Origin of the sequence: uncultured Martelella sp., from assembly GCF_963677965.2 — a bacterium.
Taxonomy (GTDB): Bacteria; Pseudomonadota; Alphaproteobacteria; order Rhizobiales; family Rhizobiaceae; genus Martelella; species Martelella mangrovi.
In genome coordinates this window covers 2,357,329-2,380,064 of the sequence record NZ_CAXXFM010000001.1, presented here as the reverse complement: position 1 = coordinate 2,380,064, position 22,736 = coordinate 2,357,329, and the positions used below count along the sequence as shown (strand labels likewise).

At 61.9% G+C, this 22,736-nt stretch carries 20 protein-coding genes; 13 read left to right on the top strand and 7 right to left on the bottom strand.

What is annotated here, in order from left to right:
* Window positions 1-10: 10 nt before the first annotated feature.
* From ACHZCU_RS11140 to xylA, 4 genes are all read left to right on the top strand, one after another.
* Window positions 11-772, top strand: coding sequence for a DeoR/GlpR family DNA-binding transcription regulator (locus tag ACHZCU_RS11140; protein ID WP_319518833.1), 762 nt, complete (start codon window positions 11-13; stop codon window positions 770-772).
* A 183-nt stretch (window positions 773-955) separates the two neighbouring features.
* Entirely contained in the window at window positions 956-1,984 is a 1,029-nt protein-coding gene (locus ACHZCU_RS11135; protein ID WP_319518832.1) for a LacI family DNA-binding transcriptional regulator, read from the top strand.
* Between the two features lie 29 nt (window positions 1,985-2,013).
* On the top strand, window positions 2,014-3,471 hold the full coding sequence (gene xylB, locus ACHZCU_RS11130; RefSeq protein WP_319518831.1) for a xylulokinase: 1,458 nt from the start codon (window positions 2,014-2,016) through the stop codon (window positions 3,469-3,471).
* A 75-nt stretch (window positions 3,472-3,546) separates the two neighbouring features.
* Window positions 3,547-4,857 (top strand): xylose isomerase, encoded by a 1,311-nt coding sequence (xylA, locus tag ACHZCU_RS11125; RefSeq protein WP_319518830.1) that lies wholly within the window; start codon window positions 3,547-3,549, stop codon window positions 4,855-4,857.
* Window positions 4,858-4,966: 109 nt separating this feature from the next.
* Here the strand turns inward: xylA and ACHZCU_RS11120 are convergent, their stop codons facing one another.
* From ACHZCU_RS11120 to ACHZCU_RS11110, 3 genes are all read right to left on the bottom strand, one after another.
* Complete coding sequence (locus ACHZCU_RS11120; protein ID WP_319518829.1) at window positions 4,967-5,794, bottom strand: SDR family oxidoreductase; 828 nt, start codon at window positions 5,792-5,794, stop codon at window positions 4,967-4,969.
* A 144-nt stretch (window positions 5,795-5,938) separates the two neighbouring features.
* Complete coding sequence (locus ACHZCU_RS11115; RefSeq protein WP_106312113.1) at window positions 5,939-7,024, bottom strand: 2Fe-2S iron-sulfur cluster-binding protein; 1,086 nt, start codon at window positions 7,022-7,024, stop codon at window positions 5,939-5,941.
* Between the two features lies 1 nt (window position 7,025).
* Window positions 7,026-8,270 carry an aromatic ring-hydroxylating dioxygenase subunit alpha gene (locus ACHZCU_RS11110; RefSeq protein ID WP_106312142.1) on the bottom strand — a complete coding sequence of 415 codons (1,245 nt, stop codon included), beginning with the start codon at window positions 8,268-8,270 and terminating at the stop codon, window positions 7,026-7,028.
* 228 nt (window positions 8,271-8,498) lie between these two features.
* Between ACHZCU_RS11110 and ACHZCU_RS11105 the strand changes: the two genes are divergently transcribed.
* Window positions 8,499-10,082 (top strand): hypothetical protein, encoded by a 1,584-nt coding sequence (locus tag ACHZCU_RS11105; RefSeq protein WP_319518828.1) that lies wholly within the window; start codon window positions 8,499-8,501, stop codon window positions 10,080-10,082.
* Between the two features lie 25 nt (window positions 10,083-10,107).
* On the opposite strand, the gene ACHZCU_RS11100 is transcribed toward ACHZCU_RS11105, so the two are convergent.
* Entirely contained in the window at window positions 10,108-10,485 is a 378-nt protein-coding gene (locus tag ACHZCU_RS11100; RefSeq protein WP_319518827.1) for a RidA family protein, read from the bottom strand.
* A gap of 68 nt (window positions 10,486-10,553) precedes the next feature.
* On the opposite strand from ACHZCU_RS11100, the gene ACHZCU_RS11095 reads away from it, so the two are divergent.
* Together ACHZCU_RS11095 and ACHZCU_RS11090 are read left to right on the top strand one after the other, a co-directional pair.
* Window positions 10,554-11,531, top strand: a complete 978-nt coding sequence (locus tag ACHZCU_RS11095) for an L-threonylcarbamoyladenylate synthase (RefSeq protein ID WP_319518826.1) — start codon at window positions 10,554-10,556, stop codon at window positions 11,529-11,531.
* Window positions 11,532-11,535: 4 nt separating this feature from the next.
* Entirely contained in the window at window positions 11,536-12,966 is a 1,431-nt protein-coding gene (locus ACHZCU_RS11090; protein ID WP_319518825.1) for an FAD-binding oxidoreductase, read from the top strand.
* A 35-nt stretch (window positions 12,967-13,001) separates the two neighbouring features.
* Here ACHZCU_RS11090 and ACHZCU_RS11085 read toward each other — a convergent pair whose 3' ends face one another.
* The 3 genes from ACHZCU_RS11085 to ACHZCU_RS11075 all read right to left on the bottom strand — a co-directional run bounded on the left by ACHZCU_RS11085 (window position 13,002) and on the right by ACHZCU_RS11075 (window position 17,100).
* A complete protein-coding gene (locus ACHZCU_RS11085; protein ID WP_319518824.1) occupies window positions 13,002-14,396 on the bottom strand; it encodes an MATE family efflux transporter in 1,395 nt (464 codons plus the stop codon).
* A gap of 453 nt (window positions 14,397-14,849) precedes the next feature.
* A complete protein-coding gene (gene purD / locus ACHZCU_RS11080; protein WP_319518823.1) occupies window positions 14,850-16,127 on the bottom strand; it encodes a phosphoribosylamine--glycine ligase in 1,278 nt (425 codons plus the stop codon).
* A 109-nt stretch (window positions 16,128-16,236) separates the two neighbouring features.
* Window positions 16,237-17,100, bottom strand: coding sequence for an endonuclease/exonuclease/phosphatase family protein (locus ACHZCU_RS11075; RefSeq protein ID WP_319518822.1), 864 nt, complete (start codon window positions 17,098-17,100; stop codon window positions 16,237-16,239).
* 83 nt (window positions 17,101-17,183) lie between these two features.
* On the opposite strand from ACHZCU_RS11075, the gene obgE reads away from it, so the two are divergent.
* From obgE to rlmH, 6 genes are all read left to right on the top strand, one after another.
* Complete coding sequence (gene obgE / locus ACHZCU_RS11070; protein ID WP_319518821.1) at window positions 17,184-18,242, top strand: GTPase ObgE; 1,059 nt, start codon at window positions 17,184-17,186, stop codon at window positions 18,240-18,242.
* Between the two features lie 2 nt (window positions 18,243-18,244).
* Complete coding sequence (gene proB, locus ACHZCU_RS11065) at window positions 18,245-19,408, top strand: glutamate 5-kinase (RefSeq protein WP_319518820.1); 1,164 nt, start codon at window positions 18,245-18,247, stop codon at window positions 19,406-19,408.
* Entirely contained in the window at window positions 19,401-20,681 is a 1,281-nt protein-coding gene (locus ACHZCU_RS11060) for a glutamate-5-semialdehyde dehydrogenase (RefSeq protein ID WP_319518819.1), read from the top strand. Before proB ends, ACHZCU_RS11060 begins: the two co-directional genes overlap by 8 nt.
* Window positions 20,682-20,721: 40 nt before the next feature.
* Complete coding sequence (locus ACHZCU_RS11055; RefSeq protein ID WP_319519783.1) at window positions 20,722-21,315, top strand: nicotinate-nucleotide adenylyltransferase; 594 nt, start codon at window positions 20,722-20,724, stop codon at window positions 21,313-21,315.
* Between the two features lie 217 nt (window positions 21,316-21,532).
* The gene (gene rsfS, locus ACHZCU_RS11050) at window positions 21,533-21,964 is read left to right on the top strand and encodes a ribosome silencing factor (RefSeq protein ID WP_319518818.1); all 432 of its coding nucleotides are present in this window, start codon (window positions 21,533-21,535) and stop codon (window positions 21,962-21,964) included.
* Between the two features lie 221 nt (window positions 21,965-22,185).
* Entirely contained in the window at window positions 22,186-22,668 is a 483-nt protein-coding gene (gene rlmH / locus ACHZCU_RS11045) for a 23S rRNA (pseudouridine(1915)-N(3))-methyltransferase RlmH (protein ID WP_319518817.1), read from the top strand.
* The last annotated feature ends 68 nt before the right edge of the window (window positions 22,669-22,736 follow it).

Genomic DNA, 22,736 nt, shown 5'->3' with positions numbered 1-22,736 from the left:
TGAGGGATCCATGTCGCAAACTTTCCGCCTTGATGACCTGATGCAGATCGCCCGTGAGGACGGCCGGATTGTGGCCGAGGATGCGGCCGCGCGTCTGGGCGTCACCGTGCAGACCATCCGGCGCGACCTGCTGAAGCTCTCCGAAGCCGGCAAGCTGACCCGCGTTCACGGCGGCGCGGTGCTGGCATCGGGCACCAGCAATATCGGTTATGATGACCGACGGGCGCTCTATACCGACGAAAAGGCGGCGATTGCGGCGGCCTGTGCTGCCGAAATTCCGGACAATGCCGCAATCTTCATGAATATCGGCACGACCACGGAAGCCGTCGCCCGCGCCCTGCTCGCCCATCGCGACATTCTGGTGGTGACCAACAACCTCAATGTCGCCAACACGCTGGTCGCCAATCCCGATTGCAGGATTGTGGTTGCCGGCGGACAGCTACGGCGCACCGATGGCGGCCTCGTCGGCACACTGGCCAACACGATCGTGGAACAGTTCAAGTTCGATCTGGCGATCATCGGCTGTTCGGCGATGGATGATGACGGCGACCTGCTCGACTTCGATATCATGGAAGTCGGCGTCAGCCAGACGGCCATCAGGCGCGCGCGCCGCACCTTCCTGGTGGCCGATCATTCGAAATTTTCGCGCTCGGCGCCGGCGCGGATCGCTTCGCTTGCCGATATCGACACCTTCTTCACCGACCGCAAACCATCCGACGACCTGGCGTCGCGCTGCACCGCCTGGAACACACGGGTTGTCGTCGCCGGATAGCCTGCACCACCGGCGCTCGTCCACATGCGAAAACCGTCATAATCACCCGGTTCGGATGACAAGGATGTTTTTTGATTTACGTACATCATTTTTCACGCTATAGTCCGCTCAACGAGGACCGGACAAGGTTTCGGGCAGCAATGCCCACCCCCGGTGAGGAGCGAAACAAACCAGGCGGACGAGATGCGCCCTACCGTACACGACATTGCTGCCGAAGCCGGCGTCAGCCTTGCCACCGTTGACCGGGTGATGAACGCGCGCCCCGGCGTGCGCGAGAAAACCAGGCTCAAGGTGGAGCAGGCGATCGAGAAGCTCGGCTATGTGCGCGATGTCGCGGCCGCCAATCTGGCCAAGGGCCGGAGCTATCCCTTCACCTTCATTCTGCCGTGCAACGACAACGCCTTCATGGCTGAGCTGCGTTCGGCCGTTATCCAGGCCGATGCCCGTGGCCGGGTCGAGCGCACCCGGATCACCATTGTCGACGTACCGGCTTTCGATGCCGAAGCCCTGGCCGACGCCCTGCTTGCCGCCGGTGAGAGCGAGACCGCCGGCATTGCTCTCGTCGCCATCGAAGCCGATCCCGTGCGCGCGGCGGTCCGCTCGCTCACCGAGCGGGGGATACCGGTCGTCACCCTCGTTTCCGATCTGGAAGACAGCACGCGCGACCATTATGCCGGTGTCGACAACCCCTCCGCCGGCCGCACCGCGGCAACGCTGCTCGGGCGCTTTCTGGGCCCGCAAAAGGGCACTATCGGCGTGCTGGCCGGTTCGCTTTCGGTGCGCGACCACCAGAACCGTTTCGACGCGTTTTCCGAAACCATGGGCGCGCATTTCCCCGGCCTTGCCATTCTGCCGCCGATGGAAGGCCGGGACGATGCGTCCCGGGCCCGCCAGCTGGTTTCAAAGGCACTTGCCGAAAATCCGGACATGATCGGGCTTTACAGCCTCGGCGCCGGCAATCGCGGCCTGATTGCCGCGCTGGAAGAGGCGCGCGAAAACGGCCGTGAGGTCGTCACCATCGCCCACGAACTTTCGCCCCATTCACGTGCAGCACTGGAAAGCGGCCTCTTCGATGTCGTGCTCAACCAGGATGCCGGGCATGAAGTGAGAAGCGCCATCCGCGTGCTCAAGGCCAAGGCCGACGGGCTTCCGGTGATCGCCGCACAGGAACGTATCCGCATCGACATCTTCATCAAGGACAATCTGCCCTGAAGAGGCGGAGAAACAAGGGAGAAGCAACCATGTATCTCGGGTTAGACCTCGGAACGTCCGGTCTCAAGGCCATGCTGATCGACGACGCCCAGACCGTCATCGCCAGCGCCGACGCGCCTCTGACCGTTCAGCGTCTTCATCATGGCTGGTCGGAACAGAACCCCGCCGACTGGATCGACGCCTGCAAGATTGCCGTCGACCGTCTGGCCGAGCGCCATCCGGCAGAGCTTGCAGCGGTGAAGGGCATCGGCCTGTCCGGCCACATGCACGGCGCAACGCTGGTTGACGCCGGCGGCAATGTCCTGCGCCCCTGCATCCTGTGGAACGACACGCGCTCCTATGCGGAAGCCGCTGGCCTTGATGCCGATCCGCGCTTTCGCGCCATCACCGGCAATATCGTCTTTCCGGGCTTTACCGCACCGAAACTGGTATGGGTGAAGAACAACGAGCCGGAGATCTTTGCAAAGGTCGCCAAGGTTCTGCTGCCGAAGGACTACCTCCGCTTCTGGCTGACCGGCGAATATATTTCGGAAATGTCGGATTCGGCCGGCACGTCCTGGCTCGATACCGGCAAGCGCGACTGGTCGGATGAGCTTCTGGCCGCCACCGAGCTCCGCCGCGAACAGATGCCGGCGCTGGTCGAGGGATCGCAGCCCGGCGGCACGTTGAAACAGGCGCTTGCCTCCGAATGGGGCATGACCGGCCCGGTCGTCATTGCCGGCGGTGCGGGCGACAACGCGGCCTCTGCCTGCGGCATGGGCACGGTGGCCGATGGCGCCGCCTTCGTTTCGCTCGGCACGTCGGGCGTGCTGTTTGCCGCCAATGACCGTTATCTGCCGAAACCCGAAAGCGCCGTTCACGCCTTCTGCCATGCCCTGCCCGCCACGTGGCACCAGATGGGCGTCATCCTGTCGGCAACCGATGCGCTGAACTGGTATGCGAAGGTGACCGACAAGAGCCCGGCAGAGCTTACAGCCGAAGTCGGCGACACGCTGGTCGCGCCGACCGATGTCACCTTCCTGCCTTACCTTTCCGGCGAACGGACCCCGCACAACGATGCCGCCATCCGCGGCGCGTTCATCGGTCTTGCCCATGAAAGCGACCGTGCGGCCATGACCCGCGCGGTCATGGAAGGTGTCACCTTTGCGCTGCGCGACAGCATGGAAGCGCTGAAGGCGGCCGGCACGGACCTGACCCGCATTACCGCCATCGGCGGCGGCTCGCGCTCGCGCTACTGGCTGAAATGCATTGCCACCACGCTGAACCTGCCGATCGACATTCCCGCCGACGGCGATTTCGGCGCGGCGTTCGGCGCGGCCCGCCTCGGGCTTGCCGCTGCCACCGGCGCCGATCCACGCAGCATCTGCACCCCGCCGGAAACGGCGGAAACCATTGACCCGGAGACAGCCCACACGGCTGCCTTCGAGGCGGCCTATCAGCGTTACCGGGCGCTGTATCCGGCCATAAAACCGCTTTCCGGAAACTGATACGCAGACCGGGCGCTGGCATCGTCCAGGGTCCGGAAATCTGCGGATAACAACAGACTGAATGGGAGTTACAAGATGAGCACCGGCTTTTTCGGCGACGTCACCAAGATCCAGTATGAAGGCCCCGAAAGCGAAAATCCGCTTGCCTTCAAATATTACAACCCCGACGAAATCGTCATGGGCAAGCCGCTGAAGGAACATCTGCGCTTCGCCATCGCCTACTGGCATTCGCTGGCATGGGAAGGCGGCGACCCCTTTGGCGGCCGCACCTTCGACCGCCCGTGGTATGACGGCGGCATCGACAAGGCCAAACTCAAGGCCGATGTCGGCTTCGAGCTGTTCACCCTGCTCGGCGCCCCCTTCTACTGCTTCCACGACGTCGATATCCGTCCGGAAGGCGCAAACTTCGCCGAAAGCACGAAGAACCTGAACGAGATCGTCGACTATCTCGGCCAGAAACAGGAAGCAACCGGCGTCAAACTGCTCTGGGGCACGGCCAACCTGTTCACCCACCGCCGCTTCATGTCGGGCGCCTCGACCAATCCGGACCCGGATGTCTTTGCCTACTCGGCTGCAACCATTAAGACCTGCATGGATGCCACCAAGAAGCTCGGCGGCCAGAACTATGTTCTGTGGGGCGGTCGCGAGGGTTATGAAACCCTGCTCAATACCGACATGGGCAAGGAACTCGACCAGATGGCGCGCATGCTGCACATGGTGGTCGAATACAAGCACAAGATCGGTTTCGAAGGCACGATCCTGGTCGAGCCGAAGCCGCAGGAACCGACCAAGCACCAGTACGACTACGATGTCGCCACCGTCTACGGCTTCCTCCAGAAGCACGGGCTGGAAAAGGAAGTGAAGGTCAACATCGAGCAGGGCCACGCCATCCTCGCCGGGCACACCTTCGAACATGAACTGGCGCTTGCCCGCACGCTCGGCGTTCTCGGCTCCATCGACATGAACCGTAACGACTACCAGTCCGGCTGGGATACCGACCAGTTCCCGAACAATGTTCCGGAAATGGCGCTGGCCTATTACCAGGTTCTGCTGAACGGCGGCCTTGGCACCGGCGGTACCAATTTCGACGCCAAGCTGCGCCGCCAGTCGATCGACCCGGCCGACCTGCTTTATGGCCACATCGGCGGTATGGACAGCTGCGCCCGCGGTCTGAAGGCTGCGGCAAAGATGGTCGAAGACGGCGCCCTGCAGAAGCCGCTCGACGAACGTTACGCCGGCTGGAACGGCGAAACGGCCAAGAAGATGCTTGCCGGCGAAATGACGCTGGAAGACATCGCCACCATGGTCGAGAAGGACGATATCAATCCTGAGCCGAAGTCCGGCCGTCAGGAATATCTGGAAAACATCGTCAATAAATACGTCTGATCGCGCGAAAGATGTGATGTGCATTCGAGGACCGGGGCGGGAAACCGTCCCGGTCCTCAGTGTATTGGCAAACCTCTTTTTCCGTTCTGCGCCAACGGAATGATACCGTTCAGTCCACGCCTGTGATGCGGAGTGCGCGATTGTCGCTCTCGACAATGTCATCCATTGCACGTTCCAGGGCATCGCGATCATCGGCACCGCGCAGCATGCGGCCGGCCAGCCGGTCGAAGCGGCCCCGGGCGATGTCGGCAATCAGCGCTGCGGCGTTTGAAGGCGGCACATTGATATTGTCTTCAAAAAGCTGTTTGACATCAGGCAGATAGGTCTGACCCGCCTCGGTATTCAACTGAAGCTCCGTCATGCTGGTGCGCACGAGGCCCGGATCGACGGCAAAGGCCCGCACGCCGCCGCTTGCCGTCGTATCGTTCAGGCTTTCGGTAAACCGCATGATGCCCGCCTTGCTTGACGCATAGCCTGAACCGTGCGGGAAACTCGTGCCGGTGCCCCCGCCGACGAGATTGACGATGCGCCCGCTGCCGCGCGAGAGCATATCGGGAGCCGCGGTCCGGCAGGTGTGAAACACGCCGCGCAGATTGATCTCGACATCCTGCCACCAGATATCCGGATCGCACTCCCAGATGGGGCCGAATGCGCGGAACGCACCGTGATTGTTGACCAGCAGGTCGACCGGACCGAGATCCGCGCCGATTTTCGCGAAGACGGCTTCCACGGCCATGCGATCAACAAGGTCGACGGGGTATGCGCGCGCCATTCCCCCCTCCGCCGTGATCATGGCAGCCGTTTCGTCAATTTCGGATTTTGTGCGGGCGAGAACGGCAACTTTTGCGCCGGCGCGCGCCTGATGCAGGGCGATTTCCCTTCCGATTCCCCGACCGCCTCCGGTCACGACGCTGATCGTTCCTCCCAGGTCAGCCATACCGGCCCTCCTCTTTTCCCGGTTTCCTGCAGCCATTGGTCAATGGCGCATCGCCAAGCTGGAACAACGGAGATGCGATTGCAAGCCCGTGAGGGAGAACGCCGGCACCCCCGCCGGCATCAGGCGGGCAGCGGGAGGAAAGGATTACGCTTCCAGCTCGACATTCGACAGCGGACGCGAGCAGCAGGCGAGGATGTAGCCTTCCTCGATCTCGTCATCGAGAATGCCGCCATTGTGCTGCATGTCGACCTTGCCGGATTTGCACATGGTGCGGCAGGTACCGCAGATGCCGCTTTCGCAGGATGACGGGATGCGCACCCCGGCCTTGCGGGCGGTCTGCAGGATGGTGAAGCCGGCTTCCGCTTCCACCTTGACCCCGGAATCGGCGAACTCGATCATGAAGGATTCGGCTTCCTCGCCGCTTTCGCCGACAAACACCGTCGGCTCCGGCACTTCCGGCGTGAAGGTCTCTTCGAAATAATTGCCGGCCATATCGAAACTGGAGACTTCCAGCGCGTCGCGCACGGTGGCCATGAACGGCGCGGGGCCGCAGCAGAACACCCGCCGCTCAAGGAAATCCGGCACCAGAAGGGCAATCTTGGCGCGGTCGATCAGGCCTCTGAGCCCCGACCAGAGCTGGGTGCGCTCCAGTTCGGAGACGATGAAGCCGAGATTAAAGAACGGCATGTAGCGCGCCTTGTACTCCAGCTCCCAGCGGAAAATGATGTCGTTGGGCGAGCGCGCGCAGTGGATGAAGGCGATATCGGTATCCGGATTGCGGTCCCCCAGATCGCGCGTCATCGACATCATCGGCGTGATGCCGGAACCGGCGGAGATGAACAGATATTTTTCCGCCGGATGGTTCACATAGGAAAAATCGCCGAGCGGGCCGATGGCCTTCAGCTTCATGCCGGGATGCAGGTTTTCGTGCATCCAGCGCGTGCCGATACTGTCCTTCTGCGCCTTGACCGAGACCGCGATGGTAAACGGCCGCGTCGGGCTGGAGGAGATCGTGAATGTGCGCATGATCGGCTCGGGGCCGACCGGCAGTTCCAGCGTGATATACTGGCCCGGCAGATACCGGAACCAGATGTTCGGCTCCTCCGCTTTGAAGGTGAAGGTCATCACGTCCGGCGCTTCCGGCGTCCACGCGACACATTCCAGCATGTGTTCGCGGCCGTTCCAGGGCACCATTTCATCGATATGTTTGAACGGCTGCGGTTTCTTCATGTCAGGCGACGATCGAAAGCGGTTTTTGGGCATCGGTCAGGCGGTTGATCGATGTGTTGACGTACCATTCGACGAACTGCATCACGCCACCCTCGTCTTCGGTCGAATAGGGACCGGGCTCATAGGCCGGCGAGCGGATGCCGCGCGCGTTTTCCTCGACGATCTGACGGTCCTGATCATTGGTGAAGGTCCACACATGGGTGAGATCCTCAACGTCGTAATCGATGCCTTCGACCGCATCCTTGGGCACCAGCCAGGTGGTGGTGACTTCCGTTTCCTGAGGCCCGCGCGGGATAACCCGGAAGGAGATGGCGTGGTCGCCGAGGAAATGGTTCCAGGTCGTCGGATAGTGGAACAGAAGCAGGGCCCCGATGCCGCCGGCGCCGGTTTTCTCGCCCATATTCTTCTTCACCGCCGGCTTGCCGGACATGGTGTAGCTTTCCGCCCCGTCGATCAGCGGCATGCGGGTAACGCGGAACTGGCCGTCGGGGCTCAGGAAGAACCGCGCCTCAAGCCCGGCCTGTTCGCAATGGGCCCAGTGCGCGAGGATTTCCGGGTCGTCCATCATGCCCTGCACGCCGGTGACCGAAGCGGCCTCGGGATAGGTGCGGCAAAGTTCAGGGTGATTGGCGGCGCAGTGATAGCATTCGCGGTTGTTTTCCCAGACCAGCTTCCAGTTGCCCTTCTCGATGATCGAGCTTTTGAAGGCGACCTTGGTTTCCGGGATATTGTGGGGCGCGAGATAGGGCGCGATCTTCTGGCGCAGCGGCTCGATATCGGGCGCGACATCGGCCAGACAGATGAAGATATAGCCCTCAATGCTTTCGCAATGGATCGGCTTCAGGCTGAATTTCGACTTGTCGAAATCCTCGCCCATATGGCGGACGAACTGCAGCGTGCCGTCAAGGTCGTAGGTCCATTGGTGGTAGGGGCAGACGAGCTTGGCGCTGGTTCCCTTTTCCGCCGAGCAGACCCGCGAGCCGCGGTGACGGCAGGCATTGTGCAGCGCCCGGATCTTCTTGTCGCGCGCGCGCGTCAGGATGACGGAGTATTCGCCAACCTGAACGGTCATGTAATTGCCGGGCCGCGACAGTTCGCAGTCGTGCCCCACAAACAACCATTCACGGTAATAGAAATTTTCCATGTCGATCCGGAAAATATCCGGGTCTGTGTAAAAAGGCTGCGCCAGGGAAAAACCGTCCCGGCGGTTCTGCAACTGTTCAAGCATTGACTGACGTGTTGTCATGACGGCCTCGCAGGAGAAAACGAGCAATTAAGGCTGCATTAAATCATCGCGCGCGCTGGCCTTGCATCTCATGAGCGACATGACTTTCGAAAATGACGACACCGGCATGACAGCACCTGCCGGATCGCACTGAACTGTTGCGATGGCGCAATTCGGCGTTATCATGAAATGCATACTTGCATATTAGTTTGCTGACGAACCATCGCAAAGCTCTGGGAGGACGACTGCATGGACAGGAAAAACAGGCATTTTCATCTGAAACGCGCCACGGCCACGGCCGCCATAGTCATCGCGGCAATGGCTCCGGCAATCGCCGCCGATATGTCTGACCCGGACGATACGCTATTCAGCATCGAGGGCTATGCCGCCGTGGCGAACGTCACCGGCGGCGGCGTTTATCCCGAAGGCGACCCGCGCTATATCAAGGTGTCCACGGCGGAAGAGTTTCTCGCCGCCCTTGCCGGTATTTCGGATGAGGACAACGAACCCTACCGCGTCATCGAAATCACCGAGGATCTCGACCTTGGCTATGCGGCCGCGGGCGGCGATGCGACGGCGGCGAAATATCCGTTCTTCACGGCCCACAACCCCGCGCTTGCCAATCCGCTGTTGATGAAGACCGGCGTTTCGAAGATCAACATCACCGGTTTTGACGGGCTGACCATCTATTCGAAAAACGGCGCCCGCATTCTGCACGCCGGTTTCAATATCGATGACGGCAGCAATCTCATCATCCGCAATCTCGTCTTCGACGAGTTCTGGGAATGGGACGAGAAAACCGGGGGCGACTACGACGAGAACGACTGGGATTACATCACCATCGGCAATTCCAAGGAAACCACCGTCGGCGGCATCTGGATCGACCACTGCACCTTCTACAAGGCCTATGACGGCATCGTCGACATCAAGCGCGGCGCGTCCAACCCTGCCGACACTGGCCTTGATACGCAGAAAGCCAATGGCATCACCATTTCCTGGTCGCAGATCCTGCCCGGCAGCGGAAACCCGGATTTCATGAAAGGCCAGTTCGACTATCTGGAGCAGAACCGCGGCGATTTTCCGTTTTACGATTTCCTGCGCTCCTTCATGAGCGAAGACCAGATCATGGAAGTCGAAACGCCGGTCAAGAAAGGGCATCTGATCGGCTCGTCGAGCAAGAAGGAAAAGCCCGGCTTCACCGTCACCCTGGCGCATAATTATTACAAAGACCTGCAGGATCGCATGCCGCGGCTGAGGACCGGCGACGTTCAGGTCTACAATCTTTATGCCGACGTTGCCGATGTGCGCGAAACCATGGTCTGGTTCGACAAGCTGATGGCCGACAATCCGGACAAGGCGGCCAAGCTTAAAGGCGATCCCTACAAGCTGAAACTCTACACCAACGGCTCGATCTCGACCGAGGGCGGTGCGGTCATGGTGCGCAACAGCGTCTACAAGGGCGTGGAATGGCCGCTGAAGAACAACCAGTCGAAACCGGATGACCCGACCTATACCGGCGCCATTGAAGCCTTCAACACCCGTATGGAGCTTCTGGCGGGCGACGACGCCGAACGCCTGCCGGACCCGATGGGTTCCTACACCGATGATCACGGTACGGAATGGATCTGGTGGCAGGGCGACAGCGGTCTTTCCGGCACCCCGCTCGGGCCGCTGGATGCCCCGCCGATCCCGTTCAAGTGGAACAATGGCGAGCCGCCCGAACCCGCCAATCTGGTCGATACCGATCAGGTGGAAGACCTCGTGACATCCTATGCGGGTGCGGGAAAGATCGACCTGACGGCAGACCAGTGGATGACCCCGGTTCTGAAATAAGATCCGGCAAAACCGGCGGCGGCGCTCACCCTTCGGCGGCGAGCGCCGTCACCTCGATTTCAATTTTGTATTTCGGATCGATCAGGCCGCATTCGATCATTGTCGCCGCCGGCGGATTATCGCCGAAGGTTTCGGCAAGAACCGGCCAGCAGGCGGGAAAATCGGCGGCATCCGGCAGATAATAGGTGACCCGGACGACATTGGCGAAACCGGTGCCAGCTTCGGTCAGCGCCTTGCCGATGGCTTCCAGTGCGGAGCGGCACTGGCCGGCGACATCTTCGGGAATATCTCCGCCCTGTGCCGTCGTGCCGGCGACATGAACAAAGCCGCCGGCCACCACCGCACGGCAATAGCCGATTTTCTGTTCATAAATCCCGCCCGAACTGATCCGTCTGATTGCCATGAGAAAATCCTTTGTTGTGTCGTGCCTTTGTTCTAAACGGGAAACGCTCAACGAAGAACAGGTTTGTCATGGCGCGGATTATCGATATCGCCCGGGAGGAAGACATTGCGCTGGCAGAAGGCCGCAGACTTCTGAACCAAGGCGAACTCGTGGCCATGCCGACGGAGACGGTCTACGGGCTTGCCGCCGATGCCACCAATCCGGACGCGATTGCGAAAATCTATGCCGCCAAGGGGCGTCCGGCTTTCAATCCGCTGATCTGCCACATGTCGGATCTTGCGATGGCGGAAGATTATGCCGTGTTTTCACCGCTCGCCCGCCGTCTCGCCGAGGCATACTGGCCCGGCCCGATGACGCTGGTGTTGCCGCTGAAAGAGAACGCAGGCATTGCGCCGGCGGCAACGGCAGACCTGCCGACGGTCGGCGTGCGTGTGCCGAAAGGCTTTGCCGGCAAGCTGATTGCCAGGACCGGTCGCCCGCTTGCCGCCCCCAGCGCCAATACATCCGGCAGGATCAGCCCGACCACCGCCGCCCACGTCGAAGCCGATCTTGGCGACAGGCTGCAGCTCATCCTCGATGCAGGCCCGGCCGAAGTCGGTGTGGAATCGACCATATTGAAGGTCGAGGACGATGCCATAACCCTTCTCAGGCCGGGCGGCATCGCGGCGGCAGAGGTCGAGAGGCTGACGGGCCATCCCGTCCTGCGCCCTGCCCGCAAGACAGCCATTGTCGCGCCCGGCATGATGGTCTCGCATTACGCCCCGACGGCCACCGTGCGGCTCGACGCGACACGGGTGGAAGACGGTGAGGCGCTGGTGCTGTTCGGCCCGCAGACAATCGAAAACGCATCCGCCGCGTGCGCCACCTTCCAGCTGAGCGAAACGTCCGACCTTGCGGAAGCGGCAAGCCGGCTTTACGACACGATGAAACTGGCAGATGCCAGCGGCGCACGCGTCATCGCCTTTGCGCCGGTTCCCAAAGACGGTATCGGCGAGGCCATCAACGACAGGCTTTCGCGCGCTGCCGCGCCCCGGAAGGAAGACTGACCGCATGACCACGCCCGCCCCCGAACTTATCGCCCGGTTTTCCCAGATTGTCGGCCCGGCCCACGCCCTGACCGAAGCCGCCGATATCGAGCCTTACCTCACTGAAAACCGCGGCCTTTACCGGGGCCGGACCGTGCTGGTGCTCAAACCCGGTTCCACGGAAGACGTCTCGGCAATCCTGAAACTGGCGAGCGAAACGAAAACGCCGGTGGTGCCCGCCGGCGGGCGCACCGGCCATGTCGGTGGTCATGTGCCGCGCGAGGACGGCACCGACATCGTGCTGTCGCTGGAGCGCATGGACAGGATACGCTCCATCAATGCCGCCGGCGGTTACCTCATCGCAGATGGCGGCGCGATCCTTGCCGATGTCCAGAAAGCAGCCGACGAGGTTGACCGGCTGTTTCCGCTTTCGCTGGGTTCGGAGGGTTCCGCCCGCATCGGCGGCAATTTGTCCACCAATGCCGGCGGCACGGCGGTGCTGGCCTATGGCAATATGCGCGCGCTCTGCCTCGGGCTGGAAGTGGTGCTGCCGACGGGTGAAATCTGGAACGGGCTCAGAAGCCTGAAGAAGGACAATACCGGCTACGATCTGCGTGACCTGTTCATCGGCGCGGAAGGCACGCTCGGCATCATTACCGGCGCCGTGCTGAAGCTTTTTCCCAAACCGCGCGGCCATCAGGTCGCCTTTGCCGCGGTGGAGACGCCGGAAAAGGCGCTCGACCTGTTCAACCTCGCCTCCAACCGCTGCGCCTCGGCGCTGACCGGTTTCGAATTCATGGCCCGCATGGTCTTCGATTTCACCGTCAAACATACCGAAGGCGCGCGCGACCCGCTGGCGACAAAATACCCGTGGTACACGCTGATCGACGTTTCGACCTCCGACAGCCAGCAATCCGCCGACCAGATGCTGGAAACCCTTCTGGAAGAAGCCTTCGAGGCGGGGCTGGTGGAAGATGCGGTGATCGCCAAGTCGCAAGGCGAGATCGATGAATTATGGCACATGCGCAACACCATGTCGGAAGCGCAGAAGCCGGAAGGCGGCTCCATCAAGCATGACGTTTCCGTGCCGGTTTCGGCCATTCCCGCCTTTCTGCATGAGGCGGATGCAGCGGTCGTGAACGCCGTTCCCGGCGCGCGCATCTGCGCCTTCGGCCATCTCGGCGACGGCAATATCCATTACAACATCTCCCAGCCCGAAGGCGCCGACAAGGCGGAATTCATGGGGCGCTGGGGCGAAGTCAACAAACTGGTCCACGCCATCGTGCTGTCGCATGGCGGTTCGATCTCCGCCGAACACGGCATCGGCCGGCTGAAGCGCGACGAACTGGCCGAGATCCGCGAACCGATCGAAATCGACCTGATGCAACGCATCAAGCACGCCTTCGACCCGGCCGGGATCATGAACCCGGACAAGGTGCTGAAAAGCCGGGGCTGAGCGCCCCGGCTGCGGCAAATGCCATCAAACCGGAATCAATCCGGTTGCGGTGCATAAAACAGGCCGCGCCGGGCGAAGGTCCTGCGCGCGTTGACGAACATCACGATACCGGCAACACACAGCATGGCGACATCGCTTGCCGGTGACGCCATCCACAAGCCGGTTTCACCAAAAGCAAACGGCAGGATGAAGATCAGCGGAATGGTGAAGAAATAGGTGCGGCCAAGGCTGATCACCGCCGCATTCGCCGCCTGTCCGATCGCCTGAAAATAACCCGACAGCACCATCAGCGGACCGACCAGAATATAGGCGGCGCTGATGAAGCGGACGATATGGGCTGCGCCGGCGATGACCGCGGGATCGGACACGAAAAGCGCACCCAGCGCTGCCGGCGCCAGTTGAAACACCGTTTCCACCAGAAGCCCGTAGCAAAGCCCGGCGCAAACACCGATGACCAGCGTGCGGTCGGAACGCTCAAATGCCCGCGCCCCGAAATTATTGCCGACAATCGACTGGCAGGCGAAATTCAGCCCCATCAGCGGCAGGAAGGCAAAGGTCAGAAGGCGCGAGGCGATGCCGTATGCGGCAATCGTCACATCCGCATTGTCGCCGCTCCACAGCTGAATACCGACGATATAGGAGCCCGCCGACAGGCTGACGCCGACAAGCGCCAGCGACGAGGGCAGACCGAGCGCCAGTATCCGCCCCCAGGCCTCGGTCGCCGCAAGACCGGTTTTGCGCCAGAGCGCAATCGGGGTACGGCCGGAGAGCCGGAGAGCAACGACGAAGACAAGCGCAATGGCCTGCGCGGCAAGCGTGCCGATGGCCGAACCGGCAACACCAAGCCCCATCATGGCGATGAAAACATAGTTGAAGCCGATATTGGCGAGCGTGACGAAGACCCCGATCAGCGCCATCAGGCCGGGCTTGCCCTCGGATCTCAGCGTATCGCCCTGAACGCCGATGAAAAACTGCAGCGGCGAGCCGAAGACCATCAGCGCAATATAGATATCTGCCATTCCGGCAAGCCCGCTGTCACCGCCCGAAAGCCAGCCGACCAGCGCATGGCCCCCGGCAAGGTAGAGCACCATCAGCGTAACGGCCGTGACAAGCGCCAGCAACGTCGCAGACTGCACGGCCGATTGCGCCCCATCGTGATCGCCCGCCCCCAACCGGCGCGCCAGAATGGAGGCCATGCCGGAGGAAACCAGCGTGGAAAGCGCGTTGATCGCCATGAACAGCGGAAAAACGAGCGTGACGGCGGCCAGCGCCTTCGCGCCGACATAGACCCCGAGAAAAATGGCATCGACCACCGTATAAAGCCCGCTGACCAGCATCAGCAGAATGATGGGTGCCGCCGTCTTGAAGAAAAGCGGGCCGAGCGCCCCGGCAAGATAGGGATTGGCGCGGGAAGAAGACGTGTCATCCATGGTGTTGTCCTTCATGGACACCCGAAAAACGCAATAACGCGCCGCAGGAAAGGCGCCCGCATTACCTTGAAGCTTCGAGTGCCGTTTTGGGAAAACAACCAACGAAGACCATGTCTGACTTCACCATCGCATGTTCAGCGCGCGGGCGGCAGGCGTCAGCAGCCGGGCGCAGATAGCCCCGCAAACCGAGCCAAGTCAAGAAGAAGAAAGTGGGCCTGCTTCAGCGTTCAGACTGCTGACAAACCTCTCCGTTTAAGAGGCGTCATCCTCGGGCTTGTCCCGAGGATCTAACCACCGTTCCGCACGAGCGGCGTTGGCGTTTCGTAGTATATTGTATTTAAACAGATTTTCATTCGACACGCTTGTCGCATTGATGCGTGTTTAGATGCTCGGGACAAGCCCGAGCATGACGAATGTGGGGGAAGCAACCTTTGTCAGCAGTCTGAGGCGACCTCAGTCCTTCGCCTCTTCCCGCGCGACTGCCCGCCAGCCGATATCGCGGCGGCAGAAGCCTTCGGGCCAGTTGATATCCTCGATCAGCTCATAGGCATGGGTCTGGGCTTCGGTGACATTGTGGCCAAGCGCGGTGATATTGAGCACACGGCCGCCATTGGCCACCAGCTTGTTGTCGCGCACCGCCGTGCCGGCATGGAAGGTGCGGGCTGATTCCGTATCCTGCGGCAGGGATTTGATTTCGCTGCCTTTCTTGTAGGAACCCGGATAGCCTTTGGTCGCCATGACCACGGTGAGCGCGGTCTGATCGCTCCATTCGGCAGAGGCCTTGTCCAGCGTGCCGCCGGCGCAGGCGTCCAGAATATCGAGCAGGTCGCTTTGCAGCCGCATCATCAGAACCTGGCATTCCGGGTCGCCGAAGCGGGCATTGTATTCGATGAGTTCGGGCCCCTTTTCGGTAATCATCAGCCCGGCATAAAGCACGCCCTGGAACGGATGGCCCATTTCGGCCATGCCGCGAATGGTCGGCTCGATGATTTCCGCCATGGTGCGGGCGATCATCGCAGCATCCATCACCGGGGCCGGGGAATAGGCGCCCATGCCGCCGGTATTCGGCCCGGTATCGCCGTCGCCGACCGCCTTGTGGTCCTGCGCGGTGGCCAGCGGCAGCGCGTTCTTGCCGTCCGAAAGGCAGAAGAAGCTTGCTTCCTCGCCCACCAGAAATTCCTCGACCACCACTTCCGCGCCCGCAGCACCGAACGTGCCGGAAAAGCAGTCGTCGATGGCGGCCAGCGCCTCGTCATTGGTGCGGGCGACGGTCACGCCCTTGCCGGCGGCAAGCCCGTCGGCCTTGATGACGATCGGCGCACCGATTTCGCCGACATAGGCCTTTGCGTCCTCGGCATTGTCGAAGCGACGATAGGCCCCGGTCGGGATATCGTAGCGGGCGCAGAGGTCCTTGGTGAAGCCCTTCGAGCCTTCAAGCTGGGCTGCTGCCTTGGTCGGGCCGAAAGCCCTGATGCCGGCAGCCGTCAGCGAATCGACAAGCCCGTCGACCAGCGGCGCTTCCGGGCCGACGACAACGAGCGCGATATCCTTCTCGCCACAGAAGGCGACGATAGCGGCGTGGTCGGCCACATCGAGCGCAACGCATGTGGCATGGTCGGCCATGCCGGGATTGCCGGGGGCCGCGTAAAGTGTCGTCAGACGCGGGGATTGCGAAAGCTTCCAGGCCAGCGCATGCTCGCGCCCGCCCGAACCGATCAGAAGGACATTCATGGGGTTCGCTCCAGTTGTCACCTGCTGGCGGTTGGGTAAGCAGGCAAGCGGAAAAGGTCAAGGCCGCGTTGGTTACCAAATTGGATAAGATGCCACTCGGACGCCGGCTTCAGGCAAGCGTCACCCACAGCGGAAAATGATCGGACCCGCAGGCGTCCCGGTCCACCCGGGCACCGCGCATGCGCGGCGCAAGGCCGGGGCTGACAAAGACATAGTCGACCCATTTGCCTTCGCCGTTCTGAAAACTCGGATGTGTCCACGTGATCGCATTGCCGGCGCGTGCGCCAAGCCGGTCGAAGACATCGACGGGCTGCCCCGCACGCAGGTTGCGCGCTCCGTCGAGTTCGCGGCGGCCGGCCATTGCCAGATAATCCTCGCTTTCCGGTTCCATGTTGAAATCGCCGAGCAGGATGAAGTCCTCGGCCATCGGCGGATCGGCAAGTCCGTATTCCGCGCCGCCGGTCATGGCACTACCCTCCATCGCAAAACCGGAAAGCCGTTTGCGCAGGAAGCCGATCTGGGCGAGCCGTTCGTCCACGCTCATATGGTCAAGATGGGTGGAATAGACCCGCAAGGCCCCGGCCGGCGTCTCGACCACGCCTTCCAGCGCCGAACGCTGATAGTTCAGGCGATCAAGGGTACGGCTGCGCGGCAACAGCAGATGCCTGAGCGACAGCAGCGGATAGCGTGACAGCAGCATGTTGCCGAACTGCAGACGCCGTTCAACGATGCGGCCATTTGTGCGGGAAAAATCAAGGTGCATGTCCGCGCCGGCGCCGAAGGCTGCGAAATGGCCGGGAAACAGCGCCTCGATCTCTGCGACCATATCTCGCCCGTCATTGCCCGGAAAACCGCGCGTGACCTCCTGAAGAGCAATGATGTCGGCCCCTTCCAGGCTTGCGGCAATGCGGTTCAGGTCATATCTGCCGTCGGTTCCGATACCGAACTGGATGTTGTAGCTTGCGATTTTCACGATAATCTTTGACCTTGCCGCCGACGGACGATAACGATGCGGTCGGTTTTACCCTTCACACTCCAAGGCACAAGCGACGAACCATGAAATTTCTCGATGAGGCAAAAGTCTATATCCGTTCCGGCGATGGCGGAGCCGGGTCTGTCTCGTTTCACCACGAGAAATATATCGAGTTCGGCGGCCCGGATGGCGGCGACGGCGGACGCGGCGGCGATGTCTGGGTGGAAGCCGTCGAAGGGCTGAACACGCTGATCGACTTCCGCTACCAGCAGCATTTCAAGGGCGCGACCGGTGGCCACGGCATGGGCCGCAACCGCACCGGCGCCAATGGCAAGGGCGTGACCCTGAAAGTGCCGGTCGGCACGCAGATCTTCGAGGAAGATCGCGAGACGCTGATCTGCGACCTCACCGCGGTCGGCGAACGCTACCGGCTGGCCGCCGGCGGCAATGGCGGTTTCGGCAACGCCCATTTCAAGACATCGACCAACCAGGCGCCGCGCTGGGCCAATCCCGGGCTCGAGGGCGAAGAAAAGACGATCTGGCTGAAGCTGAAGCTGATTGCCGATGCCGGTCTTGTCGGCCTGCCGAATGCCGGGAAATCGACATTTCTGGCGACCGTCACCCGGGCGCGGCCGAAGATTGCCAATTATCCGTTCACCACGCTGCATCCCAATCTCGGCGTTGCCAGCATCCATGGCCGCGAATTCGTCCTCGCCGATATTCCCGGCCTGATCGAAGGCGCCCATGAGGGCGTGGGGATCGGCGACCGGTTCCTCGGCCATGTGGAGCGCACCCGCGTGCTGCTGCATCTGGTATCATCCATGGAAGAAGACGTGGCCGCCGTCTACCGCACCGTGCGCCACGAGCTTCAGGCCTATGGCCATGAGCTGGCCGACAAGCACGAAATCGTGGCGCTTTCGCAGATCGACATTCTCGATGACGAAACGCTTGCGGAAAAGAAGAAAGCGCTGGAAGCGGCAAGCGGCGGACCGGTCTTTGCCATTTCGGCTGTGGCCCAGAAGGGCATGACGGACGTGCTTGCAGCCCTTGCAGAGACCATTCGCGCCGAAGAGGTGCGCCTGGGTATCGCCGCGCCCGAACGCGGGGCGGACAAGGGCCGTCACGACAAGTGGGAGCCCTGACGATGAACGGCATGCACCGTTCACTGACGCATTACCGGCGGATCGTGATCAAGATCGGTTCGGCGCTGCTGGTCGATCGCACAAGCGGGCTGAAACATGACTGGCTCAACCGGCTTGCAGACGACATCGCGGCGCTGAAGGCCGCAGGCGTCGAGGTGCTGGTCGTCTCCTCCGGCGCTGTCGCGCTTGGGCGCACCGTGCTCCACAGCCATTCCGGCACGCTGAAACTGGAAGAGGCCCAGGCCGCCGCCGCCGTTGGCCAGATCGGCCTGGCGGGCGCCTGGACGGAAAGCCTCAGACATCATGATATTCTCGCCGGACAGGTGCTGCTGACCCTGCAGAACACCGAGGAACGGCGGCATTATCTGAATGCCCGTGCCACCATCCTTCAGCTGCTGAAGGCCGGCGCCATCCCGATCGTCAACGAAAACGACACGATTGCCACCTCGGAAATCCGCTACGGCGACAATGACCGGCTGGCCGCCCGCGTCGCCACCATGATCGGCGCCGATCTTCTGGTGCTGCTGTCCGATATCGACGGGCTCTACACCGCGCCGCCGCATCTGGATCCGGATGCCCGTTTTCTGGCCGAGATCGAAATGATCACACCTGAAATCGAGGCCATGGCGGGCGGTGCGGCCTCCGAACTGTCACGCGGCGGCATGCACACCAAGATCGAGGCGGGCAAGATCGCGACGGCTGCCGGCTGTGCGATGATCATCGCGTCCGGCACGATCGACCATCCGCTGAAGGCGGTCGAGGGCGGTGCACGCCATTCGATGTTTCACGCCTCGCATATGCCGGTCAACGCCCGCAAGGTCTGGATTGCCGGACAATTGCTGCCGGCCGGCACCATTTACATCGACGACGGCGCGGTCGCGGCGCTCAAGCACGGCAACAGTCTTTTGCCGGCGGGCGTGAGCGCGGTTGACGGGCATTTTGCACGCGGCGACACTGTGGCGATCGTCAATGCCCGCGGCGGCGAGATCGCCCGCGGCCTGTCGGGCTATGACAGCGACGAGGCGCGGATGATCGCCGGGCAGAAAACCAGCAGCATCGAGGCGATACTGGGTTATCCGGCGCGCGCAGCGATGGTACACCGCGACGATCTGGTGATGACCGCCACGGGCAAGAAGAGACAGAACGAGGGTTCGACCCATGCTTGATCAGGTTCAAAACGACGATGTAACCGCCGTGATGCGCGAGATCGGAAAACGCGCGCGCGCAGCTGCCCATGCGCTCGCCATTGCTCCGACCGCGGTCAAGAACCAGGCGCTTCATGCCATGGCCGATGCCATCGAGGCCAACAGCGATGACATTCTGGCCGCAAACCGGAAGGACGTCGCCGCTGCCCGCGAAAACGGCATCTCCGGCGCCTTCATCAACCGGCTGGAACTGGACGCGGCCGGCATCGCGGCAATCGCCGAGGGCATTCGCGCCATCGCCGCCCTGGATGATCCGATCGGCGACACGATAGCCGAATGGGACCGGCCGAACGGGCTGACGATCTCGCGCGTGCGCACGCCGCTCGGGGTCATCGGCGTGATTTACGAAAGCCGCCCGAATGTCACGGCGGATGCCGGCGCGCTGTGCCTGAAGGCCGGCAATGCGGTGATCCTGCGCGGCGGCTCGGATTCCGCCCGCTCGGCGCGCGCCATCCATACCGCGCTCAAGGCGGGCCTTACCGAAGCCGGCCTGCCGGAAGACGCCATCCAGATCGTGCCGACCACGGATCGCGCTGCCGTTGGCGAAATGCTTGCCGGTCTTTCCGGCAATATCGACGTGATCGTGCCGCGCGGCGGCAAAAGCCTGGTCGCGCGCGTGCAGTCGGAAGCGCGCGTGCCGGTGTTTGCCCATCTGGAAGGCCTGTGCCACATCTATGTCGACAAATCCGCCGATCTCGACATGGCGCGCGCTATCGTCGTCAACGCCAAGATGCGCCGCACCGGCATTTGCGGAGCGGCCGAGACGCTGCTGATCGACCGGGCGGCGGCCGAAAAATTCGCGACCCCGCTGATTGAAGCGCTGGAAGACAAGGGCTGCCTCGTGCGGGTCGATCACGACATGATCGCTTATGCGCGGGGCCGCGACGAGGCCGATGATACCGACTGGACCACGGAGTATCTCGACGCGATCATTTCGGTGAAGCTGGTCGACGGGATCTCGGGCGCGATCGAACACATAGGAAAATATTCCTCGCATCACACCGAAGCCGTGATTGCCGAGGACCATGAGGTGGTTGCCCGTTTCTTCAACGAGATCGATTCCGCCATTCTTCTGCACAATGCCTCGACGCAATTTGCAGATGGCGGCGAGTTCGGCATGGGCGCGGAAATCGGCATTGCCACCGGCAAGATGCATGCGCGCGGACCGGTCGGCGTCGAACAGCTGACCTCGTTCAAATATCTCGTGCGCGGCACCGGACAGACACGGACCTGACAGCTTGACCGAGGGGACCATCGATCGGCGTTATCTTGTTATGCCCTATTGCGAGCCGGGGATGACGGTCGGCCTGTTCGGCGGGTCATTCAATCCGCCGCATGAGGGGCATTTTCTGGTGGCAAGCCTTGCCATTCAGCGCCTCGGCCTCGATCAACTCTGGTGGCTTGTGACACCCGGAAATCCGCTGAAAAGCGGCAATGGCCTTGCGCCGCTACATGAGCGGCTGGCGCTCAGCGAAGCGTTTGCGCATGATCCGCGCATTCACGTCAGCGCGCTGGAAAAAAAGCTCGGCACCGCCTATACCGCCCGCACCATCCGCCACATCGTCCGCCGCAACACCGGCGTCAATTTCGTCTGGATCATGGGCGCAGACAATCTCGGCGATTTCCACCGGTGGCAGGAATGGCGCAGCATTGCCCGCACCGTGCCGCTGGCGGTGATCGACCGGCCCGGCTCCACACTCACCTTTCTGTCGTCCAAGGCCGCGCGCGCACTCGACAAGGCCCGTGTCGCCGAGAAGAATGCGCGCGCGCTGGCGCGCATGAAACCACCGGCCTGGACCTTCATCCACGGCCCGCGCTCCCATGTCAGTTCCACCGCGCTGCGGCGCGGAAACGGCCATTCGGGCTGATCTGAGGGGCATTCCGACGCGCGACTTTCGCCATATCCACCCCGAAACCGAAATGACCTCTGACAGCACAGCATCCCGGCGCCGGCCCCGCGCAATATGCCCGGCCGCAGCCCAAGGCGGCTCAATTTTTGTGACAGACCTTGCATAGAAGGCGTTTTCGCATCACCTTAAAGGGGACTCGTGGGATCACGAGTCGCACCCGTGCTTGTTCCGGTCCATGAAGAAAGGAAGACCCCTGACAACATTGCACGCCAAGGGCGCAGCAGATGACACTGCGCCGAAGAGCAGGAAAAGCGGCGCCCATGCCGCAGATCAGGCTTTGTCCACCGTCCTCACCAGCCTCGAGGATTCGAAGGCTGAAGATATCGTGACCATCGACATCAAGGGCAAATCGGCACTCGGCGACCACATGGTGGTTGTGTCCGGGCGCTCGAACCGTCATGTCGTGGCCATCTGCGACCATCTGGTCAAGGACATCAAGCAATCGGGCATCGGCACGCCCAGGATCGAAGGCCAGGAGGCCGGCGACTGGGTGCTGATCGATACCGGTGACGTGATCGTCCATGTGTTTAGGCCGGAAGTCCGCGAATTCTACAATATCGAGAAGATGTGGTCCGCGCCTGAAATGAACGAGGGACGGCTGCACTAGCGGTTGTCCCGAAGCGTCGGTGAATGCCGTCTTGCCCTGCCTGCGCGCATGGGCCCGGTTGTTGCGGCCTGGAAAAGCCCCGGAAGAGACGTGTTTTCAGGATCCGGGCGGGGCCTGCCGGGCACTGCGACAATGTCTTGTGTGCGCCGGTTCCGGCTGTTTGCGCACGGTGCACCTGCTTGGGACTATTGCAGCGCTACATCCCGGTTGAAGGATAAAAAATGCAGATCGGAATTTTTGCGGTCGGACGGCTGAAATCCGGTCCGGAAAAAGAGCTTGTGGCGCGCTATCTGGACCGGCTGAAAAAAACCGGCAAGGCACAGGGCATCGACTTTACCCGCGTCACCGAGGTCAACGAAAGCCGCGCCGGCAATGCCGCCACCCGTAAACGCGAGGAGGCACAGGCGCTGGAGGCGACGCTTTCGCCAGAGACCGTGTTGGTGCTTCTCGATGAAAACGGAAAATCCTTCGACAGTCCGGGCTTTTCCGAAAAGATCGCGACCTTCCGCGACCAGGGCAAGCGCGCGATGATCTTTGCCATCGGCGGCGCTGACGGGCTCGATCCGGCCCTTGTCGAACGTGCCGATCTGACCATCAATTTCGGCGCCATGACATGGCCGCACCAGATCGTGCGCATTCTGCTTGCCGAACAGCTCTACCGTGCCGTGACACTGATGGCCGGCCACCCCTATCACCGGGTATAGTACCATCAAATCTTTGTGTCTTATAAAGATGTTCGGGTTTCGTTAACCTGTCGGCGTTCTATATCGTC